Source organism: Paeniglutamicibacter sp. GQ140, assembly GCF_059759235.1.
In genome coordinates this window covers 313,497-338,192 of record NZ_JCAXDW010000001.1, presented here as the reverse complement: position 1 = coordinate 338,192, position 24,696 = coordinate 313,497, and the positions used below count along the sequence as shown (strand labels likewise).

The window sequence follows — 24,696 nt, the reverse complement described above, 5'->3', positions numbered from 1 at the left end:
CCACCAACGCAAGAGGAGGAACCCATGGGCCAAGCTGCCGTGGAGAACATGAAGAAGGCACCGCGATCCGGTGCCGGCACCAAAGATGCAAGCGAGGCGGCGGCAACCCGCAGGGCCGTCAGCAACATCCTCAAGGGCTCTGCCGGAAACCTCGTGGAGTGGTTTGACCTCTACGTTTACACGGTGTTTGCCGCGTACTTCCAGTCCCACTTCTTCAACTCGACCAACGAGCTGCAGGCGGGCCTCGAGGCCATGGCCGTCTTCGCCACCTCGTTCCTGATGCGTCCGGTGGGTGCCTGGTTCTTCGGCCGCTACGCCGACCGCCACGGCCGCAAGGCCGCGCTGACCCTCTCGGTCACCCTGATGAGCGGCGGTTCCTTCGCCATCGCGCTGTTGCCGACCCAGCAGGCCATTGGCATGTGGGCCATGGTCCTGCTGGTCTTCGTGCGCCTGCTGCAGGGCTTCTCGGTGGGTGGCGAGTACGGAACCAGCGCCACCTACATGTCCGAGGCCGCGACCTCCAGGCGCCGCGGGTTCTTCTCCTCCTTCCAGTACGTGACCCTGATCGGCGGCCAGATGATGGCCCTGCTGGTGCTGGTCATCCTGCAGAACACCATGAGCCACGAGACGCTCACCGCGTGGGGCTGGCGCATTCCGTTTGCCATTGGCGGCGTCGCGGCCCTCGTCGTGTTGTGGCTGCGCCGCACCATGGAGGAAACCGTCTCCGCCGAGCAGGTTGCCGCGGCCAACAAGCCAGGCGTTGCCGGCGAGGCCCAGCCGGGCACCATGAAGCTGCTCTTCACCCAGTACTGGAAGCCGCTGCTGGTCTGCATCGGCATCACCCTGGGCGGCACCGTTGCCTTCTACACCTACACAAACTTCATCCTGAAGTTCATGAACGACACCTCGGGCATCGAAAAGACCCAGACCTCGGTCATCAACTTCTGGGCGCTGTTCATCTTCATGCTGCTGCAGCCGGTCTACGGCATGATCTCCGACAAGGTCGGACGCAAGCCGCTGCTGCTCTGGTTCGGCATCACCGGCGTGCTGTTCACCTGGCCGCTGCTCTCGATGCTGTCCAAGACGCAGAACCCGGTCTTCGCCTTCCTGCTGATGATGGGCGGACTGGTCATCGTCGGCGGCTACACCTCGATCAACGCGCTGGTGAAGGCCGAGCTGTTCCCCGCCTCGATCCGCGCCCTGGGCGTGGGACTGGGCTACGCCATCGCGAACTCGCTCTTCGGCGGAACCGTCCCGCTGATCGGCGCTGCCCTGCAGAAGGCCGACCGCGTTGACCTGTTCTTCACCTACGTCACCGTGGCCATCGCGATCTCGCTGCTGGTCTACATCTTCGCGCTGAAGAACAAGAAGACCACGCACCTGGACAACGAGCAGGGCCACGCCTGGAACGGCAAGGCCGTCGAGGCCGACGGCCAGGGTGCCAAGGACCAGGACGGCGACAAGAAGGATCTCGTCGACGCCTAGTTCCACCGTTTCGCCGGGGTCGTCCCCGGAAAGGAAGCCACCCGTCATCACGCGTCCCAACGTGAAGGCGGGTGGCTTTCTGTGTGTGGCGCCGGGAGTGCCGGGGATTGGTTAGGCTGCTGACCCGGGGGAGGCCTGCGATGCCCGGATGGCACGGCGCAGGTCCTCCAGGTCCGGCTGGCCAGCGAAACCACTCGGGGTTCGGTAGACACGACATGACACCGCCGGTTCCGTCCCGGATTCAAAGAGGTCGGCGCCGTTGAGGCTGAAGCTCGGAGATCCGTGGAAATCGTGGAGGGCTGCCTCCTGATCCGTGCGGATTTCACGCACGAAGGCCGGAACCGCGATGCCCTCCAGTTCAAGCGCGGTGGCAAAGAGTTCCCGGGCGGATTCGGAATTCGGGCATCCGGGGATCACCTGCAAGATCGGTTCCACGTCTTGAGTATCGCGCGTTTGGGTCGCGGCCGTAAAGCGGGCAGGCGGCCCAAAGTCCGGTGGCCGTCCCTCGAGAACGGGGATGCGGCCACCGGGCGCCATGCGTTGGGTTCCTAGCCGTTGAAGGTGCCGGGGAACGGACCGGTGCGCCCGTCCCGTTCCAGCCCGTCGAGCGCTGCGACCTGGCCGGCGTCCAGATGGAACCCGAAAACGTCCAGGTTCGAGGCCATGCGCGAGGCGGTGACTGACTTCGGAATCACCACGTTGCCCTGCTGCAGGTGCCAGCGAAGGACGACCTGGGCCGGGGTGACCCCGTGGACCCGCGCGGCGGCCAACACGGAGGGGTCATCCAACACGGCCCCCTGGGCCAAGGGGCTCCAGGCCTCGGTCGCGATGCCGTGTGCGCGGTTCATGGCCGCGGTTTCCCGGTTTTGCAGGAAGGGATGCAGTTCCACCTGGTTAACGGCCGGAACCGTGCCGCCGAGCTCGAAGATGCGTTCGAGCTGTCCGGGGAGGAAATTAGAGACGCCAATGGACCGGGTCAGGCCCTCGGCGCGCAATTCCTCCATTGCCTGCCAGGACTCGAGGTAGGCATTGGTGTCGGTGCCCGGCCAGTGGATCAGGTAAAGGTCCACATGGTCCAGGCCGAGCCTCTCAAGGCTTGCGGACAAGGCGTCACGCGCAGACGCCCGGCCCAGGTCAGCCAGCCAGAGCTTGGTGGTCACGAAGAGTTCGTCGCGCTGGATGCCGGATTCGGCCAGTGCACGTCCCACTCCTGACTCATTGCCGTAAATGGCGGCGGTGTCGATGCTGCGGTATCCGGTTTCAAGGGCCGTGGCCACCGCCTCGGTGGTCTGGTCGTCCGGGACCTGGAAGACGCCGTATCCAAGTTGCGGCATGGTGGTGCCGTCGTTGAGGGTGACGGTCGGGATGGTGGTCGTTGAGCTGGTCATGGGAATACTCCTTGGATTGACGGGAAAGGTGTTGATGGTGGCGTGCCCGTCGTCCTAGACGGTGATCGGCACGGAAGCGGAAGTCCGCGACTTGGCGTATTCGCCGCCCCGGACGCGGGTGGCGATAAGCATGACCGCGAGTCCGGCAACGGTGATGGCGGCTCCGGCCCACAGAGGGGAGGTGTAGCCCAAGCCCGCGGCGATGGTCAGTCCGCCGGCCCATGCGCCCAGTGCGTTGCCCACGTTGAAGGCGGCGATGTTGGCCCCCGAGGCGAGGGTTGGTGCGTGGGCGGCATGGTTCATGATGCGCATTTGCAGGCCCGGGACGGTGGCGAAGCCGATTCCGCCCATGAGGACGAGCGCAATGATGGTGGCGACCTTGTTGTCGGCGGTGAGCGCGAAGGCCACCAGGACGACGGTGAGGATCGAAAGCACGGTGATCAGCGTTGCCGCCAGGTTGCGGTCGGCGGCCTTGCCACCGAGGATGTTGCCCGCGAAGAGGCCGAGGCCGAAGAGGACCAACAACCACGGGACCGAGCTGGCGGCAAAGCCGCTGACACCGGTGAGCGTGAAGGCGATGTAGGTGAAGGCGCCGAACATGCCGCCGTAGCCCAGGATGGTCACGATCATGGACAGCCAGACCTGGGGGCTGCGGAAAATGCCGAATTCGCCGAAGATTCCCTTGTTGCCCGACCGGGCAAGGTTTCCTGGAACCAGGAGCATGATGCCAACGAGGGCGACGACGCCGATGGCAGTAATGGCCCAGAAGGCGGAACGCCACCCGGTGGCCTGGCCCAGCAGGGTGCCGAAAGGCACGCCCAAGACGTTGGCGATGGTCAGGCCCGCAAACATGAATGAAATGGCGCCGGCCCGCTTGTTGTCTGCCACCAGGTCTGCGGCAACGACAGAGCCAATTCCGAAGAATGCTCCGTGGCAGAGGGCCGCAACGATCCTGCCGACCATGACGATTTCATAGGTGGGACCCGTGGCGCTGAGCAGGTTTCCGATAATGAACAGGAGCATCAGGAACAGCAATGACTTCTTGCGGTCCAGCCTGCTGAGCACCGCGGTGAAGATGATGGCGCCGATGGCCACGGCGAGTGCGTATCCGGAAATGAGGTAGCCGGCGACGGTTTCGGTAACGCCGAAATCTGCGGCAACCTCGGGCAGGAGGCCCATGATGACGAATTCCGTCAATCCGATTCCAAAGCCGCCGAGGGCGAGGGCGTAGAGAGCTACGGGCATGGTGAACCTTCGGTGTGTGAGGGTTGGAAGAAGATGCGAAGGGTGTCCCCGCATCAATCGTTGCGTATGCAACTAACTGCTAACGCAATGATTGCACACGCGTTATATCGGCGCAAGGTGATATGCTGAGGGGGACGAAAACACAAGGAGAATCACCCATGGGGATCAAGGACGACGCTGTACAGATCCGCGCGCAGGGATGGCGCACGCTCGCCGCACTGCACAACCTCATCGAGGGGGAGCTGGAGCGCGCGCTGCAGGCCAAGCACGGGCTGTCCGTTGTGGAATTCACCGTGCTTGACGCCCTGAGCCGGCAGGACGGTTGGCACATGCGCATGGCCCAGCTCGCCCGCGCCGCGGCCCTGTCCAGCAGTGCCACCACCCGGCTGGTGACCCGGCTCGAGGATCGCGCCCTGCTGACCCGCATCCTGTGCACGGATGACCGCCGCGGCATCTACACCGAACTGACAGCCGCGGGGGAGAAACTTCTGGCCGAGGCCCACCCGACGCACGACGCCGTGCTCCGCTCGGCACTGGAAAGTGCGGCGCGGGTGCCCGAACTCCAGGACCTGGTCACCGCGGTGGCTCCCGAGGGCGAAAACTAGCGATTCGTCCCACTATTCACGATGCCGCGACTCCACCGCGGGGCGCGTACGATGGGCGACCGGCCGTTCGCGGTGCCCCGGCCCCGCGCGGGATCAGTCAGTCGCCGGCGCCCAGGTAGCTGGGATCGTCCGCGTCCAGGGGGTCCGCATAGTTGACCTCAAGCCCGGCCGGCTCGGCGACGGCATAGGCAACCATTTTCTTGAGCACCGGAGGAATCCGATAGTGCGAATCGCGGAGCACCAGGCCCTCGTCGCACAACAAATCCAAAGTCATTTGCGCGATCATCAGGTCAAGTTGGTCGTCGCCGGCTGTTGCGTCAAGGGCGGTTTCCAGGTGCTCCACCGAGTACCCGTCCTCGGTCGCGGCGTCCAGGAGCATCGACGTCATGATGATGCCTTCAATGTCTTCGTTGGACAGATCTTCCGTGGTGCCCTGGTGGGCCTCGCGATCCCCATCGACGGCCGTGAACCGGAGATAAAGGCACAATGCGACATCGCGGATGATGTGCATCAGTAATTCTTCGCGATCGAGTCCGGTGGCTGCGGCCAACGGGCGGTGCATCGTTGCCCGGCGTGCGCCCAGCTCGATGATGCCTATTCGCACCAGCGCCTCCCAATACAGGTCCAGGCGTGGAACGTCCCGGGCCGTGGTCAACCGCAGTGGTTCGCCTTCACGGGCGGTGAACATCGTCGGATCCGTGTTCACGCCCACGGCCGCAACACCCAGGGCCGCGGCGGCACCTTGGATGTCCTTTCGCGTCAACACGCCCTTGGACGTAACGTCGCGTTTTTCGCCGAACCACTCCAGGAATGATTGGAGGCGACCTGACAAGGGCAGTGCGAGCAGGCTGTCTCGGGTTTGTTTGCGGGTCAGGGCGGGAACCTCAAGGACCCGGCCGTCGAAGGTCGCGTCGGACTGTTCGTCGATGATTTCCAGTATCGCTTCCTGGGCTGCCTCGAACTGGGCGTCGCTGCCACTCCAAAGGTCCGAGTCGTCCAGGAACAGCAGGTATCCCATGACCACGTGCAGGACGAAGTCGAGATCGTCGTCAGAGTCTTCGGTGAGATACCAGACCAAGGTCGCTACGGTGGGGGAGAGCTGCAAGGTAGTCGTGTCCGCGCCACCGCCAAGTCGCACGTAGTGCCCGAGGAATTCATGAAGAACCGGCAGCGGATCGCCAATGGCAGTCAGGGACGTGTTCGCGCGAACCCACTTCATGAAGCGTGCCGAGACGTCGTCCCCGGTGCTGCGGGCGCGGAACTCGTCAATGCTGACGATCTGTCCGGCGGCCGCGGACCGCGCGGGGTGTCCCTGCTTGGTCTTGTTGGATGTCGACGGCTTCTTCTTGGTCATGGGATCTCACAATCGATAAGGCGCAGTCGGACGACTCCCCATCACAGTACAACAGGCGCGCGCCCCGGGGCTTGGTGCATTGCCCGGATCGAGGCGACCGCTTGGGGCCACGTGTGAAGGGTGGCCGGGCCGACCGCGAATGGACTTCCCCCGGGCTCCGGCCCTCGCGCGGCCGGCAACAATGTCCGCTGAGCCCAAGCATGAACGGGGTCCCGAGGGTGACGATACGAGGATTTGATCGCCCGGACGTCGGAACCGCTGGCGGAGACGTAGCACGACGCGCGCTTCTGCGCCGAGGAGTTCGATTCCACTCCTTGCTCGGCCGCTTCTGCCGCAGGAGGGCACCCCTCGAGCGATATAGGTAAAACCGGTGAATTGGATCGATAAAAACAGTTTTACGTATGTGCCGTAAGGCTACATCCTTGTGTGAAGGACATCTCATTCTTCTCGCATAAGGAGCAGAACACGTGCAAGGCACTTCCCTGAAACCACACGTCGTCACGTTGGGGACGGCCGGCGGACCGCGCTGGTGGACCGGCGAAAACGCCGGCAAGCGCGCGGGCATCGCCACCGCCGTGGTCGTCGGCGACGCCGTGTACCTGGTGGACGCCGGGACCGGCGTCGGCAACCAGCTCATGAAGGCCGGGTTCAGCACCGCGAACCTGCGCGGCATCTTCCTGACCCACCTGCACTCCGACCACACCATCGACCTGGCGTCGCTGGCGATCTTCGGACTGTTCACCATCACCCCCGGCCAGGCACCGATCCACATCATCGGCCCCGGCGACCGCGGCGCCCTGCCGCCGGCCTCCCCGCGCGCCCAGGTCCCGCCGACCCCGCTGTACCCGGAAAATCCGACCCCGGGCACGGCGGACATGTTCAGCCACCTCATGCAGGCCTACGGCACCGACCTGAACGACCGTGTGATCGATGCCCTGCGTCCCTCCCCGCTGGACCACTTCATAGCTTCTGACATCGCGATCCCCGCGGGCACCGGATACCACCCGAATGGGAATCCGACGCCCGAGGACTTCGAGCCCTTCGAGATCTACCGGGACGAGCTGGTCACCGTGACAGCCACCCTGGTCAAGCACCCGCCGATCGCCCCGGCCTTCGCCTTCCGCTTCGACACCGCCGAAGGCTCCGTGACGATCTCCGGGGACACCGCGCCCTGCGACAACCTCGTGCGGCTCGCCCGCGACACCGACCTGCTGCTGCACGAGGCCATCGACTTCGACTGGGTACAGCGCAGCTACGGAAGCATCGGCACCGAGGCCGCCCAGGCCTCCATGGACCACCACCGGCTCTCGCACACCTCGGCCGCCCAGGCCATCGAGCTCGCCGAACGCGCCGGGGCCCGGACCCTGGCCCTGCACCACCTGGTGCCCGGGACCACGCCACTGTCCACGTGGCTCTCCCACTCCAAGGATTTCTCCGGAACCTTCCTGGTGCCCGAGGATCTCGATACCATTTCCTTTAGCCGCATTCGAACAGAAATGATGGTTGCACGATGAGCCACACCCAAACACCCGCCGGGAACTCCGCCGACATTGTCGTCCCGTCGCTGAACTCACCGCACATGCGCAGGATCCTGGCCTCCAGCTTCATCGGCAGCGCCATCGAGTTCTACGACTTCATTCTTTACGCAACCGCCGCCTCGCTGGTGTTCAACAAGGTCTTCTTCGTCAACCAGTCACCTGCCGTGGCCCTCTTCGCCTCCTTCGCCACGCTCGCGGTTGGCTACCTGGCCCGCCCGCTGGGCGGCATCATCTTCGGGCACTACGGGGACAAGCTCGGGCGCAAGGGCGTGCTGATCACGTCCATGGTGATGATGGGCGTCGCCTCGACCATCATCGGCCTGTTGCCGCCGACCGCGCAGGTCGGCATCATTGCCCCGATCGCACTGATCACCCTTCGCATCATCCAGGGACTGGCCGTGGGCGGGGAATGGGGCGGGGCCATGCTCATGGCCCTGGAACACGCGCCCAAGGAGCGCCGCGGTTTCGCGGCGAGCTTCGCGAACATGGGCGGCCCGGCCGGCGCGGTGCTGGCAACCCTGGCTGTCTCCGCGGTCTCCACGCTGCCCACCGAGCAATTCCTGGCCTGGGGCTGGCGCATCCCGTTCATCGCCAGCCTGGGTCTGGTCGCCATCGGCCTGGTCATCCGCCTGAAGGTCGCCGAGTCCCCGCTTTTCCTGGCCCTGGAGGGCAAGGCCGAGGAGCGCAAGATCCCGCTGCTGCAGGTGCTGACCAAGTACCCGAAGTCGGTGCTCATGGGCACGCTGGTGGGCATGAGCTCCTACACCGTGCAGGGCCTGATGACGGTCTGGGCCATCTCCTACGTCGTGGAGGAAGCCGGCATGGACCGCACCGCGGTGCTCAACATCAAGGCCGTGGGCGCCACCCTGACCATCGTCGCGGTGTGGTTTGCCGCCCGCTACTCGGACAAGCTGGGCCGCCGCCCGGTGATGATGTTCGGCATCCTGGCCGGCGCGGTGCTTGCCCTGCCGATCATGTGGATGCTGCAGCTCGGCGAGCTCTGGCTCTTCGCGATTGCGCTCTTCCTGGCCAACGGCGTCATCCAGGGCACCATCTTCGGCCCGTTCGGCGCCTTCACCGCGGAGCTGTTCCCCACCCGCATCCGCTACACCGGGGCCTCCCTGGTCTACCAGCTGTCCTCCACGCTGGGTGCCGGCTTCACCCCGATGATCGTCACCGGCCTGGTGCTGGCCGGCGGTGGCTCGCTCTGGCTCGCCGGGGCCGTGTGGGCAGCGGTCTTCATCATTGCCGCGCTGGCCATGCGCAGCATCAAGGAAGGCAAGGACGCGGACCTGGGCGCCGAGGAGATGTAGCACCAGCCGCCTCGCTCCGCCGTGCGGGGGCCGGAAGCGTCCGTTCAGGGCGCCTCCGGCCCCCGCTCGCGTTCGGCCCCGACCCGTTCGCAGAATTCGATGAAGGCGCGCAGCCGCAGGCTCGGACGCTCGGCGGCCGTGTAGGCGACGCAGATGTCGCTGTGCCCCACCTGCCCCTCGATCTCCAGCACTGCAAGCGGCAGCCCGTCGTAGCTCACATCCGCCGGCGGGCGCTGCACCAGCACCGTGTAGCCCAGCCCGCGGGCGACCATGCCGCGCACCGCCTCGAAGTTTGAGCTGCTCCAGGCGATCTTCGGGTCCAGGCCCGACATGCGCAGGTTGACCAGCTGGTTGTCGCGCACCGTGGGGATGTCCAGGGACACGAAGTCCTCGTCCGCCAGGTCGGCCAGCCGCACGGTCCCGTTCCCCGCGAGCCGGTGTCCGGCCGGAAGCAGCACGTAGGGGCGCCCGCTCATCACCGTGGTGTGCTGCACGTGGGGCAGCAGGTGGCGGGTGTGGGTGATCACCGCATCGAGGTAGCCCTCCAACAGGCGCTCCTGCAGCTCGGCGCCGTCGCCCTCGGTGATGCGCACCTCGAGCCCCGGATGCGGCTTGGTGAACTGCTCGCAGACCACCGGCAGCCAAAAGGCCGAAAGCCCCGAATACATCCCGATGTTCAGCGGCCCCACCAGGCCGCTCTGGCGCTCGCCGATCAGGCCCTGGACCTCTTCGGCGTGCCTGACCAGATCCTTGGCATCGCGCAGGAAGTGTGTTCCCACCGCGGTCAGCACGACGCCGCGGGCCCGGTGGCGCACCAGCAGCTGGGAGCCGACGATGCGCTCGAGTTCCCCGATGGACTGGGACATCGCTGCCTGCGAGATGTGGCAGGCCGCCGCGGCACCGGAGATCGTGCCGGCATCGGCCACGGCGATGAAGTACTGCAATTGCTTGAAGGTGTAGTTGACCACTTCTCCAGCGTAGGTGATGTGCGTGCGGTCACGAGGCGCCGGGCGTTGCGTTGCGGTCACCCGGCTGTGCCATGATTTCAGCATGGAGAACAAATCCTCGCCCGTCGAGTCGGTGGACCGCGCCCTGCTGTTGGTGCTTGCCATGCGCGATGACGGCCCGCTCTCGGTCAAGGCCGCGGCGCAGCTGTTGGACGTGGCACCCTCGACGGCTCACCGGCTGTTGACCGCTCTGGCTTTCCGCGGCTTCGCCGCCCAGGGCCACGACCGGACCTACCGGCAGGGGCCCGAGCTTTCCGGGAACGCCCCGCAGGCGATTTCCACCCAGAAGCTGCGCCAACACGCGCAGTCGGCACTGGTCCGGCTGCAGGGCACGGTGGGGGAGACGGTGCAGGTCATGGTCCTGAACGGAGGAAACATCCAGTTCGTCGAGGGCGTCGAGTCGGCGCGGACCCTGCGCGTGGCCAAGCGCGTCGGGGACATGATGCCGGCCTTCGTGTCCTCCGGCGGCAAGGCGATGCTGGCGCGGCTGACCAACGCCGAGCTGGAGGAGCTGTACCGTTCCGGGCTGCCGCCCTGGGCCACCGGCAAGACCACCACCGTGGCTTCGCTCAAGCGACTCATGACCAAGGTCCGCCGGGACGGCTACGGCACCAGTTTCGAGGAAACCGAGCAAGGCGTGGTGGGCCTGGGAGTCAGCATCAACGACGCCGACGGTCGCCCGGTTGCCGCGGTGACCACCGCAACTCCGAGCATCCGCTTCAATCGCTCCGCGATGCCGCAGCATATAGAGGCACTGCAGCTGGCCGCCACGGAGATCATGGAGAAACTGCGCGGAGGCTGAGGTCCCGCGTCGAACGGGGCTGGACACTCGGTGCCGCCGGCGCCTCCCCGCGGGGAGACGCCGGCGGCACCTGTCGATTAGGCGGCGGCCAGGATGCGGGAGACGGACTGCACCGTCTCGTCCAGGTCCTGCGGATTGACCAGCACGCCGGTGTCCAGCACGCCGCCGGATCCGCCCTGCACCAGGCGCTTGAGCGGGATTTCCATGCGCTTGCCGGTGCGCGTGCGCGGGATGCTGCGCACGAACAACACGTGGTCCGGGACGTGGCGCGGGGAGAGCTGGGTGCGCAGCGCGGTGCGGATCGAGCGCTCCAGTGCCACGGTGTCGGCGTCCTCCTCGGCCTCCACCAGCAGGACCAGCTGGCCCATCGCGCCACCCTGCTCAAAGTGCATCACCATGGCGTCGTTGACGCCGGGGTGGCCATCGAGCAGTGCATAGAACTCGGCGGTGCCCAGGCGCACGCCGCCGCGGTTCAGCGTGGCGTCCGAGCGGCCGGTGATGACCCAGGTGTCGCGTTCGGTGCGCACCAGCCAGTCGCCGTGGCGCCAGACGCCCTCAAAGACATCGAAGTAGCTGGCGTTGTAGCGCTCATTGTCCGGATCGTTCCAGAAGAACACCGGCATCGAGGGCATGGGCAGCGTGGCGACCAGCTCGCCGGGTTCCCCGTGCAACGAATTGCGGTCATGGTCCCAGGAATCCACGGCAACGCCCAGTGGGCGGCAGGCCATTTCCCCGGCATGGACGGCGGACAGCGGGCTGGCGCCCAGGAAGGCGGCGCAGATGTCGGTGCCGCCGGAGGTCGGCGCCATTACCAGATCGGGATTGATCGAGTCATACGCCCAGCCTGCAACGTCTGCGGCCAACGGGGAACCGGAGCACTGGATCTCGCGCAGCCGGCCCAGGTCCCACTTCTTTCCCGGTTCCACACCCGCGTGGGCGCAGGCGGCCAGGTAGGCCGATCCGGTGCCCATGTAGGTCGATTCGGTTTCGGCCATGACCGCCCACTGCGACCATTCGCCGTCAAGGGTCGGCCAGTTGGGGTCCCCGTCCTGCAGGACCACGGTGGCGCCCACCAGCAGCGAGGAGGCGCCCATGTTCCAGACCATCCACCCGGTGGTGGAGAACCAGTAGGCGGTGTCGGCCTCGGAGATGTCGAAGTGCAGGCCCATGGCCTTGTAGTGCTCCAGCAGCAGGCCGCCGTGGGAGTGCACGATGGCCTTGGGGGTGCCGGTGGTGCCGGAGGAAAAGAGCACCGTCATGGGGTGGTTGAAGGGCACCGGCTCAATGACGGCCGTGGCGCGTTCGGCGGTGAAGTCGGCCCAGGACAGGGCACCGGGTGCCGCGGTTTCGGTGTCCAGGTCTTCGTCGAGGTAGGGCAGCAGCACGGTGGGGATGCCCGGCAGCTCGGCGCGGACGGCTGCCAGGTCGTTGAGCTTGGAGATCGGCCTCTCGCCCCAGCGGTAGCCGTCGATGGAGATCAGCAGGCTTGGCTCGAGTTGGCCGATGCGGCCCAGGACGCCCTTGACCCCCATTTCCGGCGGGACGCAGCACCAGATGGCGCCCAGGCCGATGACGGCGAAGTAGGCGGCGAGGGTCTGCGGGATGTTGGGCAGGTATCCGGCGACCCGGTCCCCGGGCTTGATCCCCTGGCGAATCAGGCCCTGCTGGATGCGTTCGATTTCCTCGGTGAGCCGGGCGCCGGTCCAGTCGACGCTGCCGTTGGTCTGGCTGCGGGACTTGACCATGGTGTCCTCCGGGCGCCGTGCGAGGGAACGCAGGATGTGCTCGGTGAAGTTGATCCTGGCCCCGGCGAACCATTGCGCCCCGGGCATGGTGCGGTCGGTGAGCACCGAGGTGTAGGGGGCGTGGCTGATGACCTCGAAGTGGTCCCAGACCTCGCCCCAGAAGTCCTCGAGGTTCTGAACCGACCAGGCCCAGGCGTCCTCGTAGTCGGCGAAGTGCCTGCCGGTCTTGGCCTCGATCTTTTCCAGGAAGCGGCCCATTTGGCTGTTTGACCAGTCCTCGCGGGCGGGTGCGGGGCGCAGCAGGGTACCGGGTTCGGTGTTCTTCATGGTTCTTTCCTTTAATGGTGTTCGTATATCCGGGGTGCCCGACGACGGGACTGCGGTGCGTTAGGAGGCGATGGTGCCGGAATCGAGTCCGAGCAGCCTCACCGCGTTGTCCTTGGTGATCTTTTGCCGCGGTCCGTCGCGCAGCTCCAGCTTGGCGAAGTCGGCCATCCAGCGGTCAGGCGGCAACAGCGGGTAGTCGGACCCGAAGAGGACCTTGTCCTGGAGCATGGTGTTGGCATACTGCACCAAATTGGCCGGGAAGTACTTGGGGGACCAGCCGGAGAGGTCGATGTACACGTGGTTGTGGCGGACCGCCACGGCCAGGGCCTCGTCCTGCCAGGGGAAGGACGGGTGGGCCATGATGATGCGCAGTTCGGGGAAGTCCACCGCCACGTCGTCCAGGGCCAGCGGGTTGGAGTATTTCAACCGGATCCCGCCGGAGCCGGGCATGCCGGCTCCGATGCCGCTCTGGCCGGTGTGGAAGAGGGCGGGAACGCCCAGGGACTGGATTTCCTCGTACAGCGGGTAGACGGCGTGGTCGTTGGGGAAGAAGGACTGCAGGTTCGGGTGGAACTTGAATCCCTTGATCCCGTAGTCCTCGACCAGGATGCGGGCCTCGTTGATGGCCGCCTTCCCGCGGGCAGGATCGATGCTGGCGAAGGGGATCAGCACGTCTGCGTGCTTGGCGGCCTCCTCGGCGATGTAGCGGTTGGAGATCGGCGGGTGGCCTGTGGTGGCCTCGTGGTCCACGGTGAAGACGACTGCCGCCATGTTGCGTTCGCGGTAGTGCGCCGCGACGGCCTCGATCCCCAGGGGGTCGTGGGCAGCGCCGAAATGCGCCTGGGCCGCCTCGCGGAAATCGTCGGGCATGTCGGTGTGGCCGTGGTCATCGGATTCAATGTGGACGTGCATGTCGATGGCGACGAGGTCCGCGACGTTGATCTTGCTCATGGGTGGAGTCTTTTCCTTGCCGGTGGCGGACGGGTCCGCCACCGTTGGCGGGGCTGTGGTGGAGGAGTGGGTCGAATCAGGAGACGGTGGCGGCAACGGGTTGCGCCGTGCGGGCCTGGCGCTTGAGCGAGTGCCCCAGGGCCAGGATGCACAGGGCGGATGCGGCCAGTGGGGCGGCGAAGAGCACGAAGATGTTCTCCGGCTTCCAGCCTCCGGACAGTAGGTATCCGACCAGGATCGGGGCAACGATGGACACCAAGCGGCCCAGGCCAATCATCCAGCCGACACCGGTTGCCCGGGCACGGGCGCTGTAGATCTCGGGGGAGACCGTGTAGAAGCCGGCGATGCCCGCGGTGGTGAGCATTCCCAGGAAGAGGGCGAGCACCATGGCCAAGGTGATCTGGCTGAAGAGCATGGAGAAGACGATGTAGGCGGCGGCCGATCCGAGAAGCGCGATGACCAGCAGCGGGCGTGCGCGGTAGCGGACGGCCAGGGCGCTGAAGACGAAGCAGCCCAGGATGCCGCCGGCGTTGGCGATGGTTCCGGTGGTGACGCCTGCCGAGTTGTCGCCGGTGACGCCGGCAATGATCTTCGGGGTCCAGGTGTTGGCGAAGTAGTAGGCGGCCACAAGGCAGCCGTAGCCGGCCCAGAGCATGAAGGTGCGGAAGCGGATCGGGCCGGTGAGGATCTCGCGGATCGCCGACTGTTCCTTGCCGGTGGCCGTGGAGGCAGGCAGGGTGTCGAGCGCGGGGCGCCCGATCTTGGCAAGGATGTTGTTTGCGCGACCGAGTGCGCCTGCCGGGCGGCGGGTGAACAGGTAGTCGAGGGATTCGGGCAGCCAGACCCAGGAAACGACGAGCATGATGATGGTCAGGACCGCGCCCACGGCGAAAAGGGACTGCCAGCCGAGGCTGGGGATCAACGGTCCGGCCACGATGCCGCCGATGGTGGCGCCGATCGGGTAGCCGGCGGTGTAGATTCCCATGATCGAGCCGCGGCGCTTGTCCGAAGAGTATTCGGAGACCAGGACGTTGAGGTTGGCCATCATGCCGCCGACACCCAGGCCGGTGACGATCCGGAAGACCAGGAGCTGGGTGGCATCGGTGGCGAAGACCGAGGCAACCATGCCGATGCTGATGACCACCAGCGAGATCAACGTGAGGCGGCGGCGACCAATCTTGTCGGCGAGCGGAGTCAGGAAGATGGAACCGGCAGCCATGCCGAACAGGCTTGCGCTCAGCAGGAATCCGAGGGCGGCCGGTGCGATGCCCCACTCGCGGGAAAGTACCGGCGCGGCGTAGGCCATGGCGGCCACGTCGAACCCATCGATGAGAATCAAGGTCAAGGCGATGACGACGGCCATCACCTGGAACCGGCTCATGGCCGAACTGCGTATTTCCGCGAGAGTTTCCATGGGGGCTTCCTGGTTGGGTGAGAGGGAATCGGGGGGAACGCCGCCCGACAGTGTGAGCTTAGTCATGAAATCGAAGCTCATCCACATTTTGAACGCAGATTCCTTATTGCGGAATCGCGGGTCTAACAGGAATCGCCAAATTGCCGTAATTTTAGGCTTTTCAGGTGGATTCGGGCATTTGTTCGAGCGGAAAGTAGTTGACGAGTCGTTCCGTATGAAGGAATTCTTGACCGAGGATGAGGGGCGGGCGGGCTTGCGCCGGGGAGTGGCGAGGGTTGCGCCTCGGCCACTTCGGATGCAGGTGTGCCGGCCGGTGTCGTGGGATGCTTGAGCCATGACCAACTCCACGCCCGATGCGGCCGCGGGCGACGTCGAGTCCTGGACCGATGGCGTGGCCCACCCGCCCATCGAGTCCGTTGACCGCGCGCTGCAGCTGGCGCTCATGCTCCGCTTCGGCGGTGCCCTGACGGTCACCGAGGCCGCTGCGCGACTCGGGGTGGCGGTCTCCACGGCACACCGCCTGCTGGCGGCCCTTTCCTATCGGGGGTTTGCGAGTCAGGACCGGGAGCGGCGCTATGTTGCGGGACCTGTTCTTGCCGCCCAGGCGGTCGGGGCCATAGCCCGAAGTTCACTGCGCGACCTGGCTCGCCCTGCGCTTGAGCGGCTCCATGTCCGGCTCCATGAAAGTGTGGGCTTCATGGTGCTGGAAATGGGTTCAGTTCGTTTCCTGGACGGCATAGATGAAATGGAGCAAAACCTGCGGGTGGTGATTCGCATCGGCGACAAGCTGCCGGCATTTGAATCGGCCGGGGGCAAGGCCATGCTGGCGCAACTGCGAAATGACGACCTGGCCGCCGTTGCATCCGCTTCGGGGGCTCCGGTGCCGCTGGATGAGCGGGCCGGGGCGGAAGGCGGATCGCTCGCAACGTTGAAGCGGCATCTGGCCGTGGTTCGCCGCAACGGCTACGGGGTGAATCTGGAGGAAACGTCGCCGGGCATCTGCGGAGTGGGTGTTGCGATCCCCACGACAGGACAGCCACTCGGGGCCTTTACGACTGTTCTGCCCACTGCCCGCTTCCATCGGGACGAGCTCAAGGGCTACGTCGATGCCCTCGTCCAGGCGGCGGAAGAGACCGGTCGTCGCATCGCGGATCTGACGCGCGCGCTCTGAGGCCGGAGCGTCCCTGGCAGGGCATCGATCCGCGATCCGTGTGACCAAGGGAATGTTGTGTTCGGCTTTCCTCTGGACGGAAAAGTTGACGAGAATTCCCGACCAGAATCCCTGATTGCATGTATTTGCATATAATTTCTACGAGGGTGAGAACTCGACATTCCGGCAGTGGGAAAACCGTAATATCGGTGTGATCAGCGCCGTTGACGCTCGGTTCGGGCGAGCCTACTGTATGAAATGCATCAACACCGGAAGCGGAATTCCTTTCCGCACCGTGAGAAGCAAACAAGCACGGACCGTCACCCGCCGGACCACCTGGCCCGAGAGTCCCGGCCCTCACCGTACATAGGAATGCGAACCGAAGCCGTGGGAACCACGGCGTCGTGTAGAAGGAGTCGAAATCATGTCACAGCGTGTACTCATCACCGCCGGAGCCGGCGGAATCGGACTGGCCATCGCCAAGGCATTCGTTGCCAACGGTGCCCGCGTCCACATCGCCGACGTCAACGCCGAGGCCGTCGCGGCCATCGTCGCGGAAAACGAAAACATCACCGGATCGGTGGGCGACATCAGCAAGTCCGAGGATCTTGATGTGCTCTTCAAGGACGTTGAGGAACAGCTCGGCGGACTGGACGTGCTGATCAACAACGCCGGCATCGCCGGTGCCACCGCACCCGCCTCCGACTACCCCGTCGACACCTGGGCCGCGGTCGTGAACATCAACCTCACCGGCACCCTCATGGTCACCCAGCGCGCCATCCCGCTGCTGAAGGAATCGGACGCGGGATCCATCCTCGTGATGTCCTCGCTCGCTGGCCGCTTCGGCTACCCGAACCGCATCGCCTATTCCACCACCAAGTGGGGACTCGTCGGCTTCACCAAGACGCTCGCCCTGGAACTGGGTGAAGACGGCATCACCGCCAACACCATCCACCCCGGTGCCGTCGACGGCCCGCGCATGGGCAGCGTGCTGGCCGGTCGCGCCGAGGTCAACGGCACCACCATCGAGGAAGAAACCAACAAGGCGCTGGACAACCAGTCGATCCGCAAGTTCATCGACCCCAACGACATCGCCCAACTGGCCCTTTTCCTGGCCGGCCCACACGCCCGCACCATCTCGGGACAGATGTTCCCGATCGACGGCGACTCGAAGCACACCTAAAAAGCGAAACCCCTAGCTGAATCGAAGACCGGACATGTCCACCACGACTAACACCTCCGGCGGAAACCTGACACAGGCCGACGCGGGCAACCCCCGCGTCGGCCTCTGGAGGGGCCGCATCCTTATCATCGTTGGCCTGCTCCTCTTGGGCATCGGCCTGCGCTACGCGGTCACCGGGCTCTCGCCGCTGCTGACCACCGTCACCGGCGAACTGGGCATCGGCACCGCCGGCGCCACCTTCATCGGCATGCTTCCCACGCTGAGCTTCGGCATCGGCGGCTTCCTGGCCCCGGTGATCGTGCGCAGGATCGGGCTCGAGGCAACCGCCCTGGTTGCCGTGATCCTGGCCGCCGCCGGAACGCTGGTGCGTCCCTTCAGCGACAGCCCCGCGATCTTCATGGCGCTGACGTTCGTTGCGCTGCTGGGCATGGGCTTCGGCAACGTGGCGGGTGCCCCGTTGGTCAAGAAGCACTTCCCCGACCGCCAGGCCTCCATGGTCACCGTGTTTGCCCTGCTCATGCAGGCCGGGGCGACGCTGCCTGCCATGACGGCGCTGCCGCTGGCCAATGCCGGCGGCTGGCAGCTCTCGCTCGCCTCCTGGGGCGTGCTCTCGCTGGTGGCCGTCCTGCCCTGGACGCTGGTGCTGCTCAAGGAGCGCCGCAGCGGTGCTCCCGCCGCCCAGGCCGCCACGGCAGGCGCCGCGGCCGGATCGAACCTTTCACTGGGCCGGCTGGTCGCCAGCCCCGTCGCGGTCGGCACCGCGCTGTTCTACGCGATGGCGTCGCTGAACATCTACGCCATGCTGGCCTGGCTGCCCACGATCATGCAGCAAGGCTTCGGGCTGGACAAGGGAGCGGCAGCGACCGCGTTCTCCATCTACACGTTCATGACCCTGCCGATGGCCGTGATCACCCCGCTGATCGCCAACAAGATGCGCAACCCCGCGATCCTCGCGGTCGTCCTGGCCGCGGCCGGCCCGCTGGGCTACCTGCTCATGGTCCTGGGCATCGGCCCGCTCTGGCTCGCCGCACTGGTGGCAGGACTTGCAGCCGGCGCCTTCCCGCTGGCCATCGCGATGTTCAACCTGCGCAGCCGCACCACGGCGGGGTCCGCGGCCATGGCGGGCTTCGCCATGGGCGTCGGCTACCTCTTCGGCACCCTCGGCCCGTTGCTGGGTGGCTGGCTGTTTACCACCACCGGTGGCTGGACCGTCCCGCTGTGGGTGTACGTGGCAACGTTCATCCCGATGGCCCTGGGAGGAATGATGATGGCCCGCACCGGACGCTACGTCGAGGACACGGCAGGGACCGCCGCCGAGGCGTAATCCCCGCCGCTCGCGGCGGCACGACCCACCATCAAGGAATGTGAAAGGCCCGGTCAGCGACCGGGCCTTTCGCGCGCCATGCGGCGCAAGCCGTCCGGGCCACGGCAACCGTCATTCCGATGCATGACATTTTGCACTTCTGCCCCCGGCGCGCGCCGAGCAGACTTGGAACATGAAAACCTCGACCGCACGGCAATCGGCATCGGCGCGGGCAGCGCAGCCCCACGCCACGGCCCTGGAACTGCAGGGCGTGCGCAAGTCCTTCCATACCCACGAGGGCAGGCTCGAGGCCGTCGCGGGAATCGACCTGCGCGTGGGCACCGGTGAGATCGTGGCGTTCCTGGGCCCGAACGGCGCAGGCAAGACCACCACCATCGACATGATGCTCGGACTGACCGCGCCCACCTCGGGCACCATCTCCGTGTTCGGCAAGGCCCCGCGGGAGGCCATCGAGGCGGGGGAGATCTCGGCGGTCCTGCAGACCGGCGGGCTGCTGCGCGACCTCACGGTGCGCGAGACCGTCACCGCGATCGCCGCGCTGCACGGGGCAAGGGACCGCATCGACACCGTCATGGAGCGCACCGACATCCTCTCCCTGGCCAAGCGCAAGGTTTCCAAGTGCTCGGGCGGCGAGCAGCAGCGGCTCAAGTTCGCCCTGGCCCTGCTGCCGGATCCGCGCCTGCTGATCCTCGACGAGCCCACCGCGGGGATGGATGTCTCGGCGCGCCGCTCCTTCTGGGACACCATGCGCCAGGACGCGCTGGCCGGGCGCACCGTCCTGTTCGCCACCCACTACCTGGAAGAGGCCCAGGACTTCGCCGAACGCACCGTGCTCATCGGGGCCGGGCGGGTGCTGGCCGACGGTCCCACCGCGCAGCTGCGCGAGATGACCGGGGGACGCGTGGTCGGCGCAACGCTGCCGAGAGGTCGTCCCACGGAACCCGCGGTGGCTGCCCTGCAGGCCCTCGAGCGTGTCGTCGCGGTGCAGCTGAACGGGAACCGGGTCACGGTGACCGGCCCCGATTCCGACGCGGCGGCGCGAATGCTGCTGAACGAGCTGGGCGCCACCGACTTGGAAATCACCTCCCCGACCCTCGAGGCGGCCTTCATGGCACTGACCGGAGAAGACTCATGAACCCGACCTATGTGCGGATCGAACTTTTCCGACAATCCCGGGACGTCGGGAACCTGATGTTCACGGTGTTGATGCCCGTGGTCATGTACCTGCTCTTCGGGAACATGTTCGGCGGCGGCGGAGAACCCGCCGGCAACGGGAACGTGAAGTTCTACGTCATGGCCTCGATGGCGGCCTACGGAGCGGCGCTTGCCACCACCTCGATTGCCGGCACGGCCGCCACCGAGGCAATGCTGGGTTGGGGGCGCCAGATTGCGCTGACACGCATGAAGCCTTCCGGTTTCGTCGCCTCCAAGCTTGCCGTGGCGATGATCGTGGCCACCGGCTGCGCGGGGCTGGTCTTCGCCGTCGGGGCGGGCACCGGTGCGCGGGCCGATGCCCCCTGGGTCTGGACCGCCAGCTTCCTGCTGACCGTGCTCGGATCCGGGATCTTTGCCCTCTACGGGATGGGCATCGGCATGGCCTTCAAATCGGAGACTGCCCTGGGGGTGGCAAGCGGCGGCATGGTGTTCTTCGCCTTCTTCGGCAACGTCTTCATGCCGCTGAGCGGGACCATGCTGGAGATCGCCCGATTCACCCCCATGTACGGCTACGCGGGGCTGGTGCGCTACCCGTTGACGGAGGGCTTCGGCGCGGGCGATGGGGCGGGCACGGATTCGCTGGGCCTGCTTGTCGCTAACCTTGTGGCATGGACCCTTCTCTTCGCGCTGTTCGCCCTCTGGGCGGTTCGCCGGTCCCGGGCGCGGCGGTGAGCACGGACCCGGGGGAACCGGACACCTTCTGGTCCCGCTTCGGTTGGCTGCTGGCAGCGGTCTGGGTCGTCTTCCTCATCTTCCCGGTCCTTTCCATCGCCGAGTCCACGCTCCCGCTGCCGGCGCGCGTGGTTGGCTACGGGTTGGTGGCGGCCTTCGCCGCCGTTTACCTGTGGGGCTTTTTCACCTACAGCTCGGAGCTCGGGGTCAGCGTGAGCGGCCACGCCCGCGCCTGGATCCCCTGCGGTGCCCTGTTGGCGATCACCGCTGCCACCCTTCCGCTCCTCGGAGCCGATGCCATCAGCTTCGGCCCGTTCCTGATCAGCTTCGCCGCCTACCTGCTCTCTGTGCGCAGCATGTGGATCGTCAACGCCGCGGTGCTTGCCGCCGCCCTCTCGGTCGCCATTCCCGCCGGGCTGGGCGACTACGTCTTCCTGCTCGGTCTGCTGGTGGTGCTCATCGTCGTCAACGCGGTCAACACCACGCTGATCCGGCGCAGCATCGCGGACGACGACTTGCGCCTTGACTACGCCCTGTTGGCCGAACAGGAGCGGATGGCCCGGGACGTGCACGACGTGCTGGGCCACTCGCTCACCGCGATCGGGCTGAAGGCCGAGCTCGCCGAGCGGCTGCTGGATTCCGACATGGAGGCGGCCCGCGCCGAGCTGCGGCAGATCCGCGCGCTGAACACCGAGGCGCTGGAGTCCATCCGCGCCACTGTCGGCGGTCTGCGCCGCACCAGCCTGGCACAGGAACTCGCCTCCGTTCGTGCAGCCCTGGACGACGCGCGGATCAGGGCGGTGCTGACCGGCAACGCGCAGGACATCGACCCGGTTCGTTCCACCGCCCTGTCCTGGATCCTGCGCGAGGCAGCCACCAACGTGCTGCGCCACGCGCACGCCACCACCTGCTGGATCCACATCGCCCCGGGGGTGCTGGGCATCGAGGACGACGGGGATTCACTGGCGGGAAGCGCCGAGGGACACGGCATCCGCGGGATGCGGGAGCGGGCGCGGCTGGCCGGGGCGCACTGCGAGATCGGGGCATCGGCACACGGGGGAACCAGGGTCGCGGTGAGCTGGGCATGAGCGCTCCGGAACCGGCCGGAGCCGCCCCCATCCGGGTGTTGCTGGCGGATGACCAGGCACTGGTGCGCGGGGCGCTTGCCGCCCTGCTCAACCTCGAACCCGACATCGAGGTCGTGGCCCAGGCCGGGGACGGCGCGCAAGTGGTGGCGCTCGCCGAGGAACATCGGGTGGACGTTGCCCTGCTGGATATCCAGATGCCCGTGGTGGACGGGCTCGTGGCCGCCGGCCTGCTGCGGGCGCGGCTGCCGCGGTGCAAGGTGCTGATGGTGACGACCTTCGACCGTCCCGGATACCTGCGTGCCGCCCTCGAGGCCGGTGCAAGCGGCTTCCTGGTCAAGGACACCCCATCCGCCGAGCTCGCCGCGGCGGTGCGCCGCGTGCATTCCGGTCACCGGGTGGTTGACCCGTCGCTGGCGGCCCGGTCGCTGCTGCACGGGGCCAACCCGCTGACCGAGCGCGAGCGCGAGGTCCTGGCCCTGGCCCGGTCCGGAACGCCGGTGGCGCAGATCGCCGCGGCGCTTCACCTGGGTGCCGGCACCGTGCGCAACCACCTCTCCAGCGCCATCGGCAAGACCGGGGCCGCCAACCGCATCGAGGCCGCGCACCTGGCCAGCGAACAGGGCTGGATCTAGCCGATGTCACACCCGCGGGGGAAACCCCCGTGCGGGCGTCCTCTGTAGACTCGTAGACATGTCGGTTTCGGAACTTTCCATCAGCACGCAAAACTATCTGAAGGTCATCTGGGGTCTGTCCGAATGGTCGGACGACCCCGTCACCGCAACGGACATTGCCCAGAAATCCGGGCTCAGGGTTTCCTCGGTCTCCGACGCGGTGCGCAAGCTGACCGCGCAGGGGCTGGTCAGCCACGCGCGCTACGGCGCCGTCGAGCTGACAGCGCTGGGCCGCAAGTATGCCCTGGACATGGTGCGCCGGCACCGGCTGCTGGAAACCTTCCTGGTCCAGACCCTGTCCTATGACTGGGACCAGGTCCACGACGAGGCCGAAAACCTCGAGCACGCGATGAGCGACTTCATGGTCGAGCGCCTCGACGCCTTCCTGGGACACCCCGACCGGGACCCGCACGGGGACCCGATCCCGAGCGCCGAGGGCGTGCTGACGCTGCCCGACGCGGTGCTGCTGAGCACCGTGGAGCCCGGGGTGCCGGTGACCGTGGAGCGGATCAACGACGAGGACCCGGCACTGCTGCAGTACCTCAGTGCGCAGGGCGTCGTGCCGGGTGCGGGCCTGGTCATCACCGAGGCGGCCCCGTTCTCCGACGCGGTGCTGCTGTCCGTCACCGGGGTCCCCGGCACCATCAGCCTGGGCCGGCAGGCCACGGCGGCCCTGCACGTCTCCCTCGGCTAGCGCCGAAACGGGTCGGGCCAAGTCACCGGCCGGAGGCCGCCGGCCACCGGTCCGCGCGCCCAATGCGGGGGGCCGTGGCTGGCGCTTGCCCTGATTTCGGAGAACGGCGCGCACCGTCTACTATGGCTGAGGCGTGGGCTGCGCCACAACCAGCGTGCCCGTGCCCGATCGCACCGATCCCGTCGACCTGAGGACCCCCATGAAGCTGCTGAAATCGATACCCCTGCTTGGCTGGATTCTCCTGGCCATCGTCCTGGGCATCCTGACCGGCCCGGTGATGCCCGCGTGGCTCGGCGGGGCGTTCCTGACCTACAACTCGATCTTCTCGGGGTTCCTTGGCTTCATCGTGCCGCTGATCATCCTCGGCCTCGTCATGCCCGCCATCGCCGAGCTCGGCAAGGGTGCCGGAAAATGGCTCGGGATCACTGCCCTGATCGCGTACGGCTCCACGATCCTGGCGGGACTACTCGCCTACTTCGTGAGCCGGTGGCTGTTCACCCCGACGCTTTCAGGAGGAGGGCTTGAGGAGCTCGGCGAGGAAGGCGGCTCGGGCTTCACCCCGTACCTGACCGTGGTGGGAAGCGCAGGCGACTCGGCAACAGAGATCGTGCTGGAGCCGGTGATCGGCGTGATGAGCGCCCTCGTGCTCGCCTTCGTGATCGGGGTAGGCCTCACCGCCTTCCACTCCAGAGTGATCTTCCGCGGGGCCGTCGAGTTCCGCACGATCATCGAATCCGTGATCCGGCGCATCATCGTGCCGGCGCTGCCGCTGTTCATCTTCGGCATCTTCATGGACCTCGCCGCGAGTGGCGCGGCCGTCACGGTCGTGACCAAGTTCCTGCTGGTCGCCCTGGTGTCCTTCGCCCTGACGCTCGTCGTGCTGTTGGTGCAGTACTCGGTGGCCGGCTCGATGACCGGGCAAAATCCGCTCAAGGCATTGTGGCGGATGCGCGATGCCTACTTCACCGCGCTGGGCACCTCGTCCTCCGCCGCGACGATTCCCGTCACGCTCGCCTCGACCAAGAAGAACGGCGTCTCCGACTCGGTTGCGGGCTTCGTGGTGCCGCTGTGCGCGACGATCCATCTCTCCGGCTCCATGGTCAAGATCACCTGCTTCTCCATTGCGGTTCTGCTGCTCTCCGGCGGCGATGTATCGTTCGGGGCGTACTTCCCGTTCATCCTGATGCTCGGCGTCATGATGATCGCAGCCCCCGGCGTACCGGGCGGCGCGATCGCCGCCGCGGCCGGCCTGCTGGCGCAGATGCTCGGCTTCGGCGAGGTCGAGGTGGGCCTCATGTTCGCCGCCTACATCGCCCTTGACAGCTTCGGCACGGCCACCAACGTGACCGGCGACGGCGCCATCGCGCTGATCATGAACAAGCTCACCCGCGGCCACCTCGGCGCGCAGGCACAGGATCCTGCCGACGAGACTGTCGAGACCGCGGCCGGCGGCAAGGCCGAACCGCACGCCCTGGCGGAGTAGGGAACACCCCGCCGCACCAACGCCTGATGCCGATGTTTCGAA

General features: G+C 66.6%; 22 protein-coding genes. 14 read left to right on the top strand and 8 right to left on the bottom strand.

The annotated features are described in order from the left end of the window. The first annotated feature begins 48 nt into the window (after positions 1-48). Entirely contained in the window at positions 49-1,485 is a 1,437-nt protein-coding gene (locus AC6CHY_RS01525; RefSeq protein ID WP_217387673.1) for an MFS transporter, read from the top strand. 111 nt (positions 1,486-1,596) lie between these two features. Here the strand turns inward: AC6CHY_RS01525 and AC6CHY_RS01520 are convergent, their stop codons facing one another. From AC6CHY_RS01520 to AC6CHY_RS01510, 3 genes are all read right to left on the bottom strand, one after another. Beyond that, on the bottom strand, positions 1,597-1,920 hold the full coding sequence (locus tag AC6CHY_RS01520; protein ID WP_217387346.1) for a hypothetical protein: 324 nt from the start codon (positions 1,918-1,920) through the stop codon (positions 1,597-1,599). Between the two features lie 113 nt (positions 1,921-2,033). After that, a complete protein-coding gene (locus AC6CHY_RS01515) occupies positions 2,034-2,873 on the bottom strand; it encodes an aldo/keto reductase (protein ID WP_217387347.1) in 840 nt (279 codons plus the stop codon). Positions 2,874-2,927: 54 nt separating this feature from the next. Beyond that, positions 2,928-4,118 carry an MFS transporter gene (locus AC6CHY_RS01510; RefSeq protein WP_217387348.1) on the bottom strand — a complete coding sequence of 397 codons (1,191 nt, stop codon included), beginning with the start codon at positions 4,116-4,118 and terminating at the stop codon, positions 2,928-2,930. Positions 4,119-4,276: 158 nt separating this feature from the next. Here AC6CHY_RS01510 and AC6CHY_RS01505 point away from each other — a divergent pair, with 158 nt between their 5' ends. After that, complete coding sequence (locus AC6CHY_RS01505; RefSeq protein ID WP_217387349.1) at positions 4,277-4,723, top strand: MarR family winged helix-turn-helix transcriptional regulator; 447 nt, start codon at positions 4,277-4,279, stop codon at positions 4,721-4,723. A gap of 97 nt (positions 4,724-4,820) precedes the next feature. On the opposite strand, the gene AC6CHY_RS01500 is transcribed toward AC6CHY_RS01505, so the two are convergent. Then, the gene (locus AC6CHY_RS01500) at positions 4,821-6,077 is read right to left on the bottom strand and encodes a hypothetical protein (protein ID WP_498225182.1); all 1,257 of its coding nucleotides are present in this window, start codon (positions 6,075-6,077) and stop codon (positions 4,821-4,823) included. Between the two features lie 467 nt (positions 6,078-6,544). Between AC6CHY_RS01500 and AC6CHY_RS01495 the strand changes: the two genes are divergently transcribed. Next, complete coding sequence (locus AC6CHY_RS01495) at positions 6,545-7,591, top strand: MBL fold metallo-hydrolase (RefSeq protein WP_217387351.1); 1,047 nt, start codon at positions 6,545-6,547, stop codon at positions 7,589-7,591. After that, the gene (locus tag AC6CHY_RS01490) at positions 7,588-8,928 is read left to right on the top strand and encodes an MFS transporter (RefSeq protein WP_217387352.1); all 1,341 of its coding nucleotides are present in this window, start codon (positions 7,588-7,590) and stop codon (positions 8,926-8,928) included. The genes AC6CHY_RS01495 and AC6CHY_RS01490 overlap by 4 nt, the downstream gene beginning before the upstream one ends. A gap of 44 nt (positions 8,929-8,972) precedes the next feature. Here the strand turns inward: AC6CHY_RS01490 and AC6CHY_RS01485 are convergent, their stop codons facing one another. After that, positions 8,973-9,980, bottom strand: coding sequence for a LysR family transcriptional regulator (locus tag AC6CHY_RS01485; RefSeq protein ID WP_254455740.1), 1,008 nt, complete (start codon positions 9,978-9,980; stop codon positions 8,973-8,975). On the opposite strand from AC6CHY_RS01485, the gene AC6CHY_RS01480 reads away from it, so the two are divergent. After that, the gene (locus AC6CHY_RS01480; RefSeq protein ID WP_217387353.1) at positions 9,979-10,737 is read left to right on the top strand and encodes an IclR family transcriptional regulator; all 759 of its coding nucleotides are present in this window, start codon (positions 9,979-9,981) and stop codon (positions 10,735-10,737) included. The genes AC6CHY_RS01485 and AC6CHY_RS01480 overlap by 2 nt on opposite strands. Before the next feature lie 77 nt (positions 10,738-10,814). On the opposite strand, the gene AC6CHY_RS01475 is transcribed toward AC6CHY_RS01480, so the two are convergent. From AC6CHY_RS01475 to AC6CHY_RS01465, 3 genes are all read right to left on the bottom strand, one after another. Next, positions 10,815-12,809 (bottom strand): acetoacetate--CoA ligase, encoded by a 1,995-nt coding sequence (locus AC6CHY_RS01475; protein ID WP_498225181.1) that lies wholly within the window; start codon positions 12,807-12,809, stop codon positions 10,815-10,817. Positions 12,810-12,869: 60 nt separating this feature from the next. Then, positions 12,870-13,760, bottom strand: a complete 891-nt coding sequence (locus AC6CHY_RS01470; protein WP_498225180.1) for an amidohydrolase family protein — start codon at positions 13,758-13,760, stop codon at positions 12,870-12,872. Positions 13,761-13,836: 76 nt separating this feature from the next. Beyond that, positions 13,837-15,240, bottom strand: a complete 1,404-nt coding sequence (locus AC6CHY_RS01465) for an MFS transporter (protein WP_498225179.1) — start codon at positions 15,238-15,240, stop codon at positions 13,837-13,839. A gap of 268 nt (positions 15,241-15,508) precedes the next feature. On the opposite strand from AC6CHY_RS01465, the gene AC6CHY_RS01460 reads away from it, so the two are divergent. The 9 genes from AC6CHY_RS01460 to AC6CHY_RS01420 all read left to right on the top strand — a co-directional run bounded on the left by AC6CHY_RS01460 (position 15,509) and on the right by AC6CHY_RS01420 (position 24,654). Further along, the gene (locus tag AC6CHY_RS01460) at positions 15,509-16,345 is read left to right on the top strand and encodes an IclR family transcriptional regulator (RefSeq protein ID WP_217387356.1); all 837 of its coding nucleotides are present in this window, start codon (positions 15,509-15,511) and stop codon (positions 16,343-16,345) included. 403 nt (positions 16,346-16,748) lie between these two features. Next, positions 16,749-17,507: an SDR family oxidoreductase gene (locus tag AC6CHY_RS01455; RefSeq protein WP_217387357.1), complete on the top strand. Its 759-nt coding sequence runs from the start codon at positions 16,749-16,751 to the stop codon at positions 17,505-17,507. Between the two features lie 34 nt (positions 17,508-17,541). Further along, positions 17,542-18,831: an MFS transporter gene (locus tag AC6CHY_RS01450; RefSeq protein WP_498225178.1), complete on the top strand. Its 1,290-nt coding sequence runs from the start codon at positions 17,542-17,544 to the stop codon at positions 18,829-18,831. Positions 18,832-19,003: 172 nt separating this feature from the next. Beyond that, a complete protein-coding gene (locus tag AC6CHY_RS01445) occupies positions 19,004-19,966 on the top strand; it encodes an ABC transporter ATP-binding protein (RefSeq protein WP_498225177.1) in 963 nt (320 codons plus the stop codon). Beyond that, entirely contained in the window at positions 19,963-20,718 is a 756-nt protein-coding gene (locus AC6CHY_RS01440) for an ABC transporter permease (RefSeq protein ID WP_498225176.1), read from the top strand. Before AC6CHY_RS01445 ends, AC6CHY_RS01440 begins: the two co-directional genes overlap by 4 nt. Then, a complete protein-coding gene (locus tag AC6CHY_RS01435; RefSeq protein ID WP_498225175.1) occupies positions 20,715-21,806 on the top strand; it encodes a sensor histidine kinase in 1,092 nt (363 codons plus the stop codon). Before AC6CHY_RS01440 ends, AC6CHY_RS01435 begins: the two co-directional genes overlap by 4 nt. Then, positions 21,803-22,438 carry a response regulator transcription factor gene (locus AC6CHY_RS01430; protein WP_217387362.1) on the top strand — a complete coding sequence of 212 codons (636 nt, stop codon included), beginning with the start codon at positions 21,803-21,805 and terminating at the stop codon, positions 22,436-22,438. Before AC6CHY_RS01435 ends, AC6CHY_RS01430 begins: the two co-directional genes overlap by 4 nt. A gap of 58 nt (positions 22,439-22,496) precedes the next feature. Next, the gene (locus tag AC6CHY_RS01425) at positions 22,497-23,171 is read left to right on the top strand and encodes a metal-dependent transcriptional regulator (RefSeq protein ID WP_217387363.1); all 675 of its coding nucleotides are present in this window, start codon (positions 22,497-22,499) and stop codon (positions 23,169-23,171) included. Positions 23,172-23,370: 199 nt separating this feature from the next. Then, positions 23,371-24,654, top strand: a complete 1,284-nt coding sequence (locus AC6CHY_RS01420; RefSeq protein WP_217387364.1) for a dicarboxylate/amino acid:cation symporter — start codon at positions 23,371-23,373, stop codon at positions 24,652-24,654. The last annotated feature ends 42 nt before the right edge of the window (positions 24,655-24,696 follow it).